This window comes from Mesorhizobium sp. M3A.F.Ca.ET.080.04.2.1 (genome assembly GCF_003952525.1).
Taxonomy (GTDB): Bacteria; Pseudomonadota; Alphaproteobacteria; order Rhizobiales; family Rhizobiaceae; genus Mesorhizobium.
Genome location: NZ_CP034451.1, coordinates 1719271 through 1732405, shown reverse-complemented (window position 1 = coordinate 1732405; position 13135 = coordinate 1719271). Strand labels below are relative to the sequence as shown.

Here is a 13135-nt window from a genome sequence, read left to right as displayed (position 1 = left end):
TCCTGGGCCCATGCCGGCGACAGCGCGATGAAGACCGATCAGCATCGCGAATTCGACCCGTCGACGTTCCTTCGGGATGGTCAGGACTATGACCAAACCTGCCTGCAAAAATCATAAACGGCTGAAGCGGCGAAAGCTGCGCCAAGTTGAGCCGCAAGCTTAGGCATTAGATATCGCTGTTTTAGCGAGGTACTGCTTACTCAACGTCAAGCAGCGGGTGGTTGAAATAAGGTTTCGCTCTATCTAGTCTCCAGCCACCAGTCGCCGGGGGGAACCGGCGGCACGCTCAAAAAGGGCCCATTGAATGGCTCCGGGCGTCAACACGTAAAAGGCGTGGTTGAGGGGCTGCGCCGAAAGGGAGAGACTTCATGCTCAAAAATATGCTGAAGGCGACCGTGTTCGCCACCACCCTGGTCTTGGCCACCGGCACCTTCTACACGCCGGCCTTCGCCGAGACCGTCTACAACCGCGGATCCGCCGCCGAGGCGGAGACGGTCGATCCGCACAAGACGTCGACGGTCTACGAAGCCGATATCATACGCGATATGTTCCAGGGCCTCGTCATGCATGACCAGAAGACGAACCTCATTCCGGGCGCCGCCGAAAGCTGGACAGTGTCCGACGACGGGTTGGTCTACACCTTCAAGCTGCGCAAGGACGGTCTCTGGTCGGATGGCAGCCCGGTGACGGCGGAAGACTTCGTCTATTCGTTCCATCGGCTGGAAGATCCGGCCACAGCGGCCGAATACGCCTCGATGCTCTACCCGGTGAAGGGCGCCGAGGACTTCAACACCAAGAAGGGTAAGCCGGAGGACATGGGCGTCAAGGCGATTGACGCAAATACCCTTGAGGTCACGCTCAAGGCGCCGACGCCCTACTTCCTGGAAATGCTGACCCATCAGGCGACCTATCCGGTCAACAAGGCCTCGATCGACAAGCTCGGCGCCGACTGGATCAAGCCGGGCAAGCTCGTTTCCAACGGCGCCTACACGCTGGCCGAATGGGTGCCCAACGATCATCTCAAGCTGGTCAAGAATCCGAAATTCTGGGACGCCGGCAGCGTCAAGATGGATGTGGTCAACTATATCCCGACCGAGGACCGCTCGTCGGCGATGAAGCGCTTCGAGGCCGGCGAACTCGACTCTTATGGTGACCTGCCGACCGAACAACTCGCCGATCTCAAGACCAAATTCGGCGACCAGGTCCGCGTCGGGCCATATCTCGGCACCTACTATTATGCGATCAAGACCGACAAGGCGCCGTGGGACAATGTCGAGCTGCGCAACGCCATCTCGATGGCGATCGATCGCGACTTCCTCGCCGAGAAGGTCTGGCAGAACTCGATGCTGCCCGGCTATTCGATGGTGCCTCCGGGGATCGAGGGCTACACGCCGGCACTGGCCAAATATGCCGACATGTCGCAGATCGACCGCGAGGACGCTGCCAAGAAAATCCTCGAGAAACTCGGCTATACGCCCGAGCACCCGCTGAAGATGGAGATCCGCTACAACACCTCGGAGAACCACAAGAACACGGCGGTCGCCATCCAGGAACAGCTGAAGCCGCTCGGCGTCGAGGTGACGCTGCTCAACACCGACACCAAGACCCACTACAGCTTCCTCGAGCAGAAGGGCAATTACGACGTCGCCCGTGCCGCCTGGATCGCCGACTACAAGGATCCGGAGACCTTCCTCGGCATCTCGCGCAAGGCGAGCGGCAACAACTACTCGGACTATAACAGCCCGGCCTATGAGGCCGCGATGGACAAGGCAGCCGCCGCCGGCGGCAAGCCCGAGGAGCGTATGAAGGACCTCGCCGAGGCCGAGCGAGTCCTTGTCGACGACGTCGGCCAGATACCGCTTCTCTACTACAGCTTCCACGACATCGTTTCGTCGAAGCTGCATGGCTTCGACGACAATGTGATGGACATCCATCCGTCCCGCTTCATCTCCAAGGACTGACGAGAAACCTTGGCCGTGCCGCCGCTCCCTTTCGGGAGCGGCGGCTGCGGTCCGTCGACGTACCGCGCCAAAAGTCTGGTTGGATTTTCAGGCTACCCGGTGCGAAGATTGAAGATGCCAGCGCGCCACGGTCTCGTCTGGAGAGCTGTCGCCCTGGCTGAAGCGGGGCGCCGATGCTGCGTTATGTCTTCCGGCGGCTTCTGACCGCCATCCCGACGCTATTCGTCATCGTGACGGTGGCGTTCTTCCTGATCCGTGTCGCGCCAGGCGGTCCGTTCAACCAGGAGCGGGGCCTGAGCCCTGAAATCAGGGCCAATCTCGAAGCCCAGTTCGGCCTCAACGATCCGCTCTGGCTGCAATATGTCCACTATCTCGGCAATCTTTTGCGCGGCAATTTCGGCCCGAGCTACAATTTGCCTGACTTCACCGTCACCGAACTCTTCGCCAAGGGCCTGCCGATCTCCGTGCAGCTCGGCTCGTCGGCGCTGGTGCTGGCTCTGCTGCTCGGGAGCATCCTTGGCACGATCGCGGCGCTTAACCAGAACAAGATAGCCGATTATTCGGTGATTGCTCTAGCCACCGCCGGCAGCACCATCCCGACCTTCGTCATCGCGCCGGTGATCCAGCTCGTCTTCGGGCTTTCATGGAAGCTGTTGCCGATCGGCGGCTGGGGCGACGGCGCCTTCATCAACAAGGTCGGCCCGGTGCTGACGCTGGCCCTGCCGCAGATCGCCATCGTCGCGCGCCTGATGCGCGGCTCGATGATTGAAAGCCTGCGCTCCCACCACATCCGCACTGCCCGCGCGCTCGGTCTCTCCGACTGGTCGGTGGTGGTCAAGCACGCGCTGCGCGGCGCCGTGCTGCCGATCGTCTCCTTCACCGGCCCGGCGGCGGCGGCGCTGCTGACCGGCTCGATCATCGTCGAGACGATCTTTTCCATCCCGGGCGTCGGCCGCTATTTCGTCGATGCCGCGCTCAACCGCGACTATACGCTGGTCATGGGCACCGTGGTGGTGATCGCGCTCTTCACTATCGTCTTCAACCTGATCGTCGATCTTCTTTACGCGGTCGTTGATCCGAGGGTGCGCTATGACTGACCTTGCAGCAGCCGTTCCGGAGCCGATCGTCGGCCGCTCGCTATGGGGCAATGCCTGGGCGCGGCTGAAGCGCAATCGCGCCGCCATGCTCAGCCTTTATTACCTGGCGTTGATCGCTGTCATCAGCGTGTTCGGTCCGTGGTTCGTGCCGCATGAATACACCACCATCTACGGCGACTACGTGCGCACGCCGCCGAGCCTATCGGCCTATCCGAAACCCGACATGATCCAGGGCGCGCTGACCGACGCGATCAAGCGCATGCGTGTCGACATCAAGGACTGGCACCAGGACGGTGACCGCATCATAGTCACCGTCACGTCCAAGAAGCCCATCGACGATCGCAGCATCCGCTATCTCGACCGCTCCGACGCCTTCGACGGCACCAGGATCGAGAGCAAGTCGCCTGACGGGCTCGAAGCCACGATGAGTTCTGCCGTCAAGCAGCAATATTTCGTCTTCGGCACCGACAACACCGGACGCGATCTGCTTTCGCGCACGCTGATGGCCGGGCGCATTTCGCTGGCCATCGGCCTGCTTGCCGGCGTCGTCGCCGGCGTCATCGGCGTCATCTACGGCGCGACGGCCGGCTTTGCCGGCGGCAGGATCGACGAGGTCATGATGCGCATTGTCGACGTGCTCTACTCGCTGCCTTTCATCTTCTTCGTCATCATGCTGGTGGTGTTCTTCGGCCGCAACTTCGTGCTCATGTTCCTGGCCGTGGGGGCAGTGCTGTGGCTCGACATGGCGCGCATCGTGCGCGGCCAGGCGCTGTCGATCCGAAGGCAGGAATATGTGCAGGCGGCCGAAGCGATGGGCGTCGGCCAGCGCGGCATTCTGCTGCGCCATGTCATCCCCAACCTGCTCGGCCCGGTGGTCATCTACATGACGCTGCTCGTGCCGCAGGTGATCATCCTGGAAAGCTTCCTCTCCTTCCTCGGCCTTGGCGTGCAGGAGCCGATGACCAGCTGGGGTGTGCTGATCTCGGTCGGCGCCAAGAACATCGGCACCGCCAACTGGCTGCTTCTGTTTCCCGCCTTCTTCCTCGTTTCGACGCTGTTTGCGCTGAACTTCGTCGGCGACGGCCTGCGCGATGCGCTCGACCCGAAAGATCGATAAGGATGGGGATCGCTGACATGGCTTCCGAAACGATTCTCAGCGTCAAGGACCTGCGCGTCCGCTTCCAGACCCTCGACGGCACGGTCGAGGCGGTGAAGGGCATCAACATCAAGGTCAATGCCGGCGAGACGGTCGCCGTCGTCGGCGAATCCGGCTCCGGCAAGAGCCAGACGATGATGGCGGCGATGAGCCTGCTCTCTTCCAACGGCGAGGCCACGGGCGCTGTCGACTATCGCGGCCAGAACCTGCTGACCATGACCAAGAGTGAGCTCAACAAGGTGCGTGGCCGAAAGATCAGCATGATCTTCCAGGAGCCGATGACCTCGCTCGACCCGCTCTATACCATCGGCAACCAGCTGATCGAACCGATCCGCCGGCATCGTGGCCTGGACGCTCAGGCGGCCCGCGAAGAAGCGCTGAAGCTGCTGAGGCTGGTGCACATTCCCGATCCCGAGCGGCGGATGAAGTCCTATCCGCATGAAATGTCGGGCGGGCAGCGCCAGCGCGTCATGATCGCCATGGCCTTGGCCAACGATCCCGACATCCTGATCGCCGACGAGCCGACGACCGCGCTCGACGTCACCATTCAGGCGCAGATCCTGATGCTGCTCGCCGAGCTGCAGCGCAAGCTCGGGATGGCGATCGTCTTCATCACCCACGATCTCGGTATCGTTCGCCGCTTCGCCGATCGCGTCTATGTCATGCGCCAGGGCGAGGTGGTGGAGGAGGGCGAGGCGGAAGCGCTATTTGCCAATCCGCAGCACGCCTACACCAAGATGCTGCTCGCGGCCGAGCCGAGCGGCACCAAGGGCCCGCCGCCCGCCAACGCGCCAGTGCTGCTCGAAGGCCGCAACGTCGAGGTGGTTTTCAAGATCGGCGGCGGCTTTCTCGGCGGCGAGCCGCTGATGCTGCGCGCGGTGGACAAGATCTCGATCCGGCTGAGGCGCAACCAGACGATCGGCATCGTCGGCGAGTCGGGCTCCGGCAAATCGACGCTCGGCCGCGCGCTGCTCCGGCTCCTGCCCAGCGACGGCGTCATCCGCTTCGGCGACCGCGACATCTCCGAAGCGGACCGCCGGGCGATGCGGCCGCTGCGCCGCGAACTGCAACTGGTCTTCCAGGATCCGTTCGGCTCGCTGTCGCCGCGCATGACGGTCGGCCAGGTCATCACCGAAGGGCTGTTGGTGCATGAGCCGTCGCTCACCAGCAAGCAGCGCGACCAGCGCGCGGTCGAGGCGCTGCGCGAGGTCGGCCTCGACCCCAACGCGCGCAATCGCTATCCGCACGAATTCTCCGGCGGCCAGCGCCAGCGCATCGCCATCGCCCGCGCCATGATCCTGAAGCCGAAAGTCGTGGTGCTGGACGAGCCGACCTCGGCGCTCGACCGCTCGGTGCAGAAGCAGATCGTGGAGCTTTTGCGCAAGCTGCAGGCCGACAATGAGCTGTCCTACCTCTTCATCAGTCATGACCTCGCCGTGGTGCGCGCCATGGCCGACTACATCATCGTGATGAAGCAGGGAAAAATCGTCGAGGAAGGGCCGGCCGAGGAGATCTTCGGCAATCCGCAGGCCGCTTACACCCAGACGCTGATGAACGCTGCGATCGATACGACCAGGTTCAGGATGAGCGCCTGAGGCGGGCGCCACGTGGCGCCGTGCTGTTCATTTTCGCGCTGCGCCGCTCATCGCGAGGACGGGCACCTTTGCTTCCGCGCCGCGACAAGAGCGTGCTGCTGTTGCTGCAGCCGTTCGATCCGGGCCGTCTCGCGATTGGCGACCACCGTCTTCACGCTCTCGCCGCCGAGCAGCCAGTGCGGCACGCTGGTGTTGGCGACCTTGCCGCGGGTGATCGCGACCTGCGAGATCTCGGTGGCGGTCTCGCCAAGCGCGCTGTTGAGCTCGGTGCAACTCATCCTGTCGTATTTCGCCGGGCTGATCGACGCGACAGTGGAGGAACAGCCTGCTGCAACAAGCAGCATGGCGGTCATCGGCAAAATGGCCGTTCGCGTCAATTTCATATCGCACCCGGTCTCACTTGTTCCGATGGTTCTGCGCACGCATCGCGGTCGATCGCGCCCCATTAGGCCAAAGTGTGGGTCTGCTGTCGAGCACTATGGGCGACGCAAGCGACCACGGCTTGCATTCCGACCCCGCGAAGCTCGCGCGAAAACACTTGAGACGTAATAGGTTTTCAGCCTTATGTGCCAGTTCAATAGGTCCAACCCCTGTGTTTCTGTTCAAACGCAACTTCACTCAACGAGGTATGCAAAATTTCTCCGCGCAGGCGAAGAAGTCGCTGCTCGGCATAACCTGCGTGGGAAAACAGGACGGCGGCGGCGCACAGGTCCATGCCGTGATGTCTGCGCTTCTTTTCTCGCGGGTGACCGGAATTCCTTATTTCCATTCGCCGTTCAGACGCGTCGAGCATGGTCGTGACGCGGAGGCTTTCGCGGCCGAATGGGAAGCGGCTTTCAATCTAGGCTTCAGCAAGCCTTGCGTTCCCCACGGTGTTCCGACCATCAGCGCAGGCGCATTCAACAAGGAGTATCGGGGGGTTCCGGCTGTTGTTGCCGAGCAGCACTTTCACAATTTCGCCGAGCGCCATCTCGGGATGTATCCGGCGCTTGCCGAGGAGTTGCGCGCTCGTCTCCTATTGCCGCAACGAACATTTGAAAGACCCACCATTGCGGTTCACATCAGGCGTGGCGATGTGGTCGGCAACCCGGCGGCCGCTCAGCGGCTGACGAGCAACGCAACCGCGCTTGACAACATCAAGCGCGTGCTCGCCGATCGCCCTGGACATCGGGTCGTCGTCTTTTCCCAGGGAGAACCGTCCGACTTCGGGATGCTCGCCGAATTCTGCGAGTTCGAGCTGAATTCGGATATCTTCGCGACCGTTTCAGGGATGATCGCGGCGGACTGTTTGATCATGGCCAAAAGCTCGCTAAGCTATGTTGCCGGCCTGTTATCAAAGGGGGCGGTGTATTACGAACCATTCTGGCACGGGCCGATACCATCTTGGCATGTCCTGCCGAGAGCCGGCGCAGCCCATGCGCGGTCGCCTGTGAGCTTCGCGGCGCCGGCGCTAACCGCGTGGCGATTGCGATCGCGCCGGAGCAAACCGTGGGACTGATCGCCTGCCGTGACTTGGGCGTTTCAGGTAGGTCGGATTTTGCGGGAAAGCTAAGTGCTTGTTTTTTCTGGTCGGAGTGGCAGGATTTGAACCTGCGACCCCATCGTCCCGAACGATGTGCGCTACCAGACTGCGCTACACTCCGTGACCAGACCGCGGGCTTATAGCCGCCACTTTCCGATCCTGCAAGCGTCAATGGCTGCAGTTGTGTCGCATTTCCTTGCTTTCCCGAAACTTGCCCTGAAGCCGTGGGATTTCGCCCTCCGATAAACACCGACTTAAAACCTTGTGTGATAGGCCGTCACCTCGATAAATCGTCCTTTCGGACCTGTGGAGTTTCAGATTTTGTCCCTGACGATGATCGGCGAAGCCCGCCCCAACAGCTTCGAATTCGAGACCTCGGCGCTGATCAAGGCGTCGGGCTTCCGCGAGTATGACGCGCGCTGGTGGTTCGGCCATCCCGGCTCGACACAAGCGCCGGAACTCAACCTGATCGGCGTCCAGGCGCTCGGCATGGGCCTGGGCACGCTGATCAGACGCCTCGGCGGTGGGTCGGACATCGTCACCGGCCATGATTTCCGCTCCTATTCGCTATCCATCAAGCTGGCGCTGGTCTGCGGCCTGATGGCGGCGGGCGCGCGGGTGAAGGATATCGGCCTCGCTTTGTCGCCGATGGCCTATTTCGCTCAGTTCGCGCTCGACACACCCTCCGTTGCCATGGTCACCGCCTCGCACAACGAGAATGGCTGGACCGGCGTCAAGATGGGCGCGGCGAGGCCGCTGACCTTCGGTCCCGAGGAGATGAGCGCGCTCAAGAAGATCGTGCTCGAAGCCGACTTCGACCTAGCCGGCGGCGGCGCCTATGAATTCGTCTCCGGCTTCCGCGCGACCTATCTCGATGACCTCACTCGGGACAAGCACATATCGAGAAAGCTCAAGGTCGTCTGCGCCTGCGGCAACGGCACCGCCGGTGCCTTCGCGCCGGGAGCGCTGGCACGCATCGGCTGCGAGGTGGTCCCGCTCGATGTCGAACTCGACCACAGCTTCCCGCGCTACAATCCGAATCCCGAGGACATGCAGATGCTGCATGCCATCAGCAAAAAGGTGCGGGAGACGGGCGCCGATGTCGGGCTGGGCTTCGACGGCGACGGCGACCGCTGCGGCGTCGTCGACAATGAGGGCAACGAGATCTTTGCCGACAAGGTTGGCCTCATGCTTGCGCGCGACATCTCCAGTCAGCGTCCGGGCTCGGCTTTCGTCGTCGACGTCAAGTCGACGGGCTTGTTCAATACGGATGAGGTGCTTCGCAACAACGGTGCCAGGACCGACTATTGGAAAACCGGCCATTCCTACATCAAGCGGCGCGTTGCCGAGCTTGGTGCCGTCGCCGGCTTCGAGAAGTCCGGCCATTTCTTCTTCAATCCACCGATCGGCCGCGGCTATGACGACGGGCTGATCACCGCGATCGCGGTTTGCCGGATGCTCGACCGCAATCCGCAAAGCTCGATGGCCGATCTGTACCGTGCCCTGCCATTGACCTTCGGCACGCCGACCATGTCGGCCCACTGTGCCGACGAGGTGAAGTATGGCGTGGTCGAGCGCGTGGTCGCTGCCTTCGAGGCGATGCGGCACGGGGGCGCCGAGTTCGCCGGCCAAAAAATTGCCGCGCTCATCACCGTCAACGGTGTGCGCGTCGTCGCCGAGGACGGCACCTGGGGTTTGGTGAGGGCCTCCTCCAACAAGCCGGAGCTTGTCGTGGTGGTTGAGAGCCCGATATCGTCGGAACGGCGCCGGCAGATGTTCGATGCTGTCGACGCCGTGCTGCGCCGAAATCCGGAAGTCGGCGTCTACAACCAGACTTTTTAGCAAGGCGCGTCCATGAGCCAGCGCATCGTCAGTTTCGTCATGAGCGGCGGCGTTGGCTCGCGGCTGTGGCCGCTGTCGCGCGAGGACAACCCCAAGCAGTTCCACGATCTTTCCGGCGACGGCTCGATGCTGGCCAAAACCTTGCGCCGGCTGGCGGCACGGCCGGAAGGGGAGACGCCGATCTTCCTCATCGCCTCCGAACGCCATGCCGAGCGCGTCCGTGCCGATCTCGCCGTTTTCGATCTTGCCGGCGGTGGCCCGCTGTTCGAGCCGACGGGACGCAACACCGCCGCCGCCGTGGCGCTGGCCACGCTGCGCACGCTTTCCGAATATGGCGACGAGCTCATGCTGGTGGTGCCCTCCGACCACGAGATCTCGACCGCGAAGCAATTCTGGCAAAGCGTCGAGGCCGGCGCTGCGGCGGCCGACGCCGGCCGTCTGGTTGTGTTCGGCATCAAGCCGACGCAGCCCGAGACCGGCTATGGCTATATCGAGGTGGCCACCGAGAGCGCTGGTGTGTTCGACGTCTCGCGCTTCGTAGAGAAGCCCGATCTCGCCACCGCGAAAGCCTATCTGGAGGCCGGTACCTTCTACTGGAACACCGGCATCTTCCTGTTTCGCGCCGGCGCCATGCGCGATGCCTTCGCGGCTTTCGAGCCCAGGATCTGGCAGGCGACGGAAGCTGCATATCAGGCAGCGACGTCGGATCTCTCCGGCCTCTATATGCCGCTGGACCTCTACTCGGCCATTCCCTCGACCTCGATCGACTATGCGGTCATGGAGCGGGCCAGGGACATTGCCATGGTGCCGGCCGGCTTCCGCTGGAACGATCTTGGCTCCTGGCAGTCGCTGCTCGATGTCGGCCCCTCCGACAAGCACGGCAATGTCATTCTCGGCGATGTCGTCGCCATCGATTGCGAGAACTCCTACATCCGCGGCGACGGCCGCCTGCTGTCGGCGATCGGCATGAAGGACGTCGCCATCGTCTCCACCGCCGACGCCACCTTCGTCGCGCCGGTCGGCCACAGCCAGCACGTCAAGAAGATCGTCGAGCAGTTGGAGAAGTCCGGTCGGCTGGAGACGCGGTTCACGCCGGCGCATGATCGTGTCATCGAGAGCGGCGCCTGGCGGCGGCGCGTGCGGCATTGGCTGTTCGAGGAGACGCTGCCGCTGTGGTCGACCATCGGCGTCGACGAGCGCCACGGCGGCTTCCATGAGGCACTGGGCTTCGACACTGCGCCGCTGATGAAGCCGAAGCGCATGCGCACCCAGGCGCGCCAGGTCTACGCTTTCGCCGTCGCCAAGGAGCGCGGCTGGGACGGTCCCGCCGACCGGTTGATCGCCCATGGCATCGACTTCATGGCAGGCCGGGGCCGCACCGAGAGGGGCGGCTGGGTGCGCACGCTCAATGTCGACGGCTCGGTCGCCGACCCGGTCGAGGACGCCTACGATCATTCCTGCGTGCTGCTCGCGCTGGCGCATGCCCATATGTCGGGCCATGCAGACGCGTTGCGGCTCGGCGAAGAGACCTTCGCCTTCCTCGACGCCCATCTCGAGGACACCCGCATGACCGGCTTTCTCGAAACCTCGAACGGCGAAGGCGAGCGGCGCTCCAACCCGCACATGCATCTGCTCGAGGCCTTTCTGGCCTGGCATCGGGCGACCGGCGAGCGTGCCTATCTGCGCCGTGCCTCGCGCATCATCGATCTGTTCCGCAGCCACTTCTTCGATGCCGAAAGCTGGACGCTCGGCGAATATTTCGACGACGACTGGAAGCCGGTGGCGGGTGAGAAGGGCAGCTGGACCGAGCCGGGCCACCATTTCGAATGGGCCTCGCTGCTCATCGACTTCGCCGCCCGCAGCGGCCAGACCGACTTGAATGGATTCGCCCGTAAGCTCTACGCCTCGGCCGTCGCCAACGGCCTGAACCGCGCGACCGGCCTGTCCTACGGCGCCGTCTCTCGCCAGGGGCTGCCGCTCGACACGGTCTCGCGCAGCTGGCCGCAGGCCGAAGCGGTTAAGGCGGCCATCGCGCTCGACGGCTCCGGCGGGCCCGACCTCAAGCCCGAGATCGAGGCCCGCGTCGGCCGCCTGTTCCGCTGGCACATCGATCCGGCGCCGCTCGGCCTCTGGATCGACCGCATCGACGAGCGCGGCCGCTCGCTCGCCACCGACGTGCCGGCCAGCATCTTCTACCATCTGGTCTATGCGCTGACGCAGTATTTGGACGGGACGGCGGAGAAGGGGTGACGTTAGGAGCAGACGCGCGGACGCCTCGTTCCTTCGCGCCCCCTCTGTCCTGCCGGACATCTCCCCCACGAGGGGGGAGATCAGATGTCGCCGATGGATTTCGCCAATCGCCAACATCGTAGAAGAGAGTGAGGCGCCCAAGCTGCCAATCTCCCCCCAAGTGGGGGAGATGTCCGGCAGGACAGAGGGGGGCGCTGTCCCGCCGGCGTTCGTGATCTGTCAATAAGGCGCTACCACGTCCCCGGTCTCCACATAGACCGCCTTCAGCTGCGAATACTGCGCCAGCGCCGCCAGCGAATTCTCCCGCCCGATGCCGGACTGCTTGACGCCGCCGAAGGGCATTTCCACCGGCGTCAGATTGTAGGCGTTGATCCAGCAGGTGCCGGCCTGCAGATCGGCGATGACGCGGTGGGCACGCGGCAGGTCGCGTGTGAACACGCCCGCCGCCAGGCCGAATTCGCTGTTGTTGGCGCGCTCGATCACCTCGTCCTCGCTGTCGAATTTGAGCACGCTCATCACCGGCCCGAAGATCTCTTCGCGCGCGATGCGCATGTCGTCGGTGACGCCGGTGAACACTGTCGGCTCGATGAAGAAGCCGCCTTCGAAACCCTGCAGTGATGGCACGTTGCCACCGCAGGCAAGTGTCGCCCCGCCCTGCTTGCCGACGGCGATGTAGGAAACGACCTTGTCTTGTTGGACCTTGTTGACCAGCGGTCCCATCTGCGTTTCCGGATCGAGCGGATCGCCGATGCGGATCGACTTGGTGCGCTCCACCAGCCGCTCGACGAACCGGTTGTGCAGGCCCTTCTGCACGAAGACGCGCGTGCCGTTGGAGCAGATCTGGCCGGTCGAGTAGAAGTTGCCGAGCATGGCGCCGCCGATGGCATTTTCGAGATCGGCATCATCGAAGACGATCAGCGGCGACTTGCCGCCGAGTTCCATCGTCGCATGCTTCATCTTCGAGCCGGCCAGCGACAGCACCTTGCGGCCCGTCGGCACCGAGCCGGTGACCGACACCTTTGCCACCACATCATGACCCACGAGGCCGGCGCCGACATCGCCGTAGCCCTGCACGACGTTGAACAGCCCGTCGGGCAGGCCCGCCTCGCTGTAGATCTCGGCCAGGGCCAGCGCCGAAAGCGGCGTGTTCTCGGACGGCTTGAACACCATGGCGTTGCCCATGGCTAAAGCCGGCGCCGACTTCCAGCCGGCGATCTGGATCGGATAGTTCCAGGCGCCGATGCCCACGCATACGCCCAGCGGCTCGCGGCGCGTATAGGCGAAAGGGCCGCCGAGGTCGATCATCTCGCCGTTGAAGGCTGCGACCGCGCCGGCGAAATATTCGAGGCAGTCGGCGGCCGATGGCGCATCCGCCACCAGCGTTTCCTGGATCGCTTTGCCGGTGTCGAGCGTCTCCAGCCGCGCGAGGTCGGCATTGCGCGCCCGCAGGATGTCGGCGGCGCGGCGCAGGATGCGCCCGCGCTCGACCGGCTTCAACCGCGCCCAGGCCGGCTGCGCGGCGCGGGCAGCCTCGATCGCGAGTTCGATCACGTTCGGTGTCGCCGAATGCAGCGTGGCGATGGTCTCGCCCGTTGCCGGATAGATCACCGGCAGCGGCGCGCCGCCTTCGTCCTCGATGTAGCGGCCGTTGACATAATGCGATGCCGTTGGCTGGGCGCGCATGGTTCTTCTCCGATTTGCTGTCGCGGCCT

Annotated in this window: 9 protein-coding genes and 1 tRNA gene; 7 read left to right on the top strand and 3 right to left on the bottom strand. The window is 63.6% G+C overall.

Features of this window, described 5'->3' with window-relative positions; genetic code table 11:
- Window positions 1-368 precede the first annotated feature (368 nt).
- From EJ074_RS08535 to EJ074_RS08520, 4 genes are all read left to right on the top strand, one after another.
- Window positions 369-1961 carry a peptide ABC transporter substrate-binding protein gene (locus EJ074_RS08535; RefSeq protein WP_129553004.1) on the top strand — a complete coding sequence of 531 codons (1593 nt, stop codon included), beginning with the start codon at window positions 369-371 and terminating at the stop codon, window positions 1959-1961.
- Window positions 1962-2134: 173 nt separating this feature from the next.
- Window positions 2135-3058, top strand: coding sequence for an ABC transporter permease subunit (locus EJ074_RS08530; RefSeq protein ID WP_095805626.1), 924 nt, complete (start codon window positions 2135-2137; stop codon window positions 3056-3058).
- Window positions 3051-4175: an ABC transporter permease subunit gene (locus EJ074_RS08525; RefSeq protein WP_129553003.1), complete on the top strand. Its 1125-nt coding sequence runs from the start codon at window positions 3051-3053 to the stop codon at window positions 4173-4175. Before EJ074_RS08530 ends, EJ074_RS08525 begins: the two co-directional genes overlap by 8 nt.
- Before the next feature lie 17 nt (window positions 4176-4192).
- A complete protein-coding gene (locus EJ074_RS08520; protein ID WP_129553002.1) occupies window positions 4193-5809 on the top strand; it encodes an ABC transporter ATP-binding protein in 1617 nt (538 codons plus the stop codon).
- 47 nt (window positions 5810-5856) lie between these two features.
- Here EJ074_RS08520 and EJ074_RS08515 read toward each other — a convergent pair whose 3' ends face one another.
- Entirely contained in the window at window positions 5857-6192 is a 336-nt protein-coding gene (locus tag EJ074_RS08515; RefSeq protein ID WP_095805628.1) for a hypothetical protein, read from the bottom strand.
- Between the two features lie 209 nt (window positions 6193-6401).
- Here EJ074_RS08515 and EJ074_RS08510 point away from each other — a divergent pair, with 209 nt between their 5' ends.
- Window positions 6402-7307, top strand: a complete 906-nt coding sequence (locus tag EJ074_RS08510; RefSeq protein WP_129553001.1) for a hypothetical protein — start codon at window positions 6402-6404, stop codon at window positions 7305-7307.
- A 68-nt stretch (window positions 7308-7375) separates the two neighbouring features.
- Here EJ074_RS08510 and EJ074_RS08505 read toward each other — a convergent pair.
- A tRNA-Pro gene (locus tag EJ074_RS08505) sits at window positions 7376-7452 on the bottom strand.
- A 200-nt stretch (window positions 7453-7652) separates the two neighbouring features.
- On the opposite strand from EJ074_RS08505, the gene EJ074_RS08500 reads away from it, so the two are divergent.
- Both EJ074_RS08500 and EJ074_RS08495 read left to right on the top strand, forming a co-directional pair.
- Window positions 7653-9173 carry a phosphomannomutase/phosphoglucomutase gene (locus EJ074_RS08500; protein ID WP_129553000.1) on the top strand — a complete coding sequence of 507 codons (1521 nt, stop codon included), beginning with the start codon at window positions 7653-7655 and terminating at the stop codon, window positions 9171-9173.
- 12 nt (window positions 9174-9185) lie between these two features.
- The gene (locus EJ074_RS08495) at window positions 9186-11423 is read left to right on the top strand and encodes an AGE family epimerase/isomerase (protein ID WP_129552999.1); all 2238 of its coding nucleotides are present in this window, start codon (window positions 9186-9188) and stop codon (window positions 11421-11423) included.
- A 219-nt stretch (window positions 11424-11642) separates the two neighbouring features.
- Here the strand turns inward: EJ074_RS08495 and betB are convergent, their stop codons facing one another.
- A complete protein-coding gene (gene betB, locus EJ074_RS08490; protein WP_129552998.1) occupies window positions 11643-13106 on the bottom strand; it encodes a betaine-aldehyde dehydrogenase in 1464 nt (487 codons plus the stop codon).
- Window positions 13107-13135 lie beyond the last annotated feature (29 nt).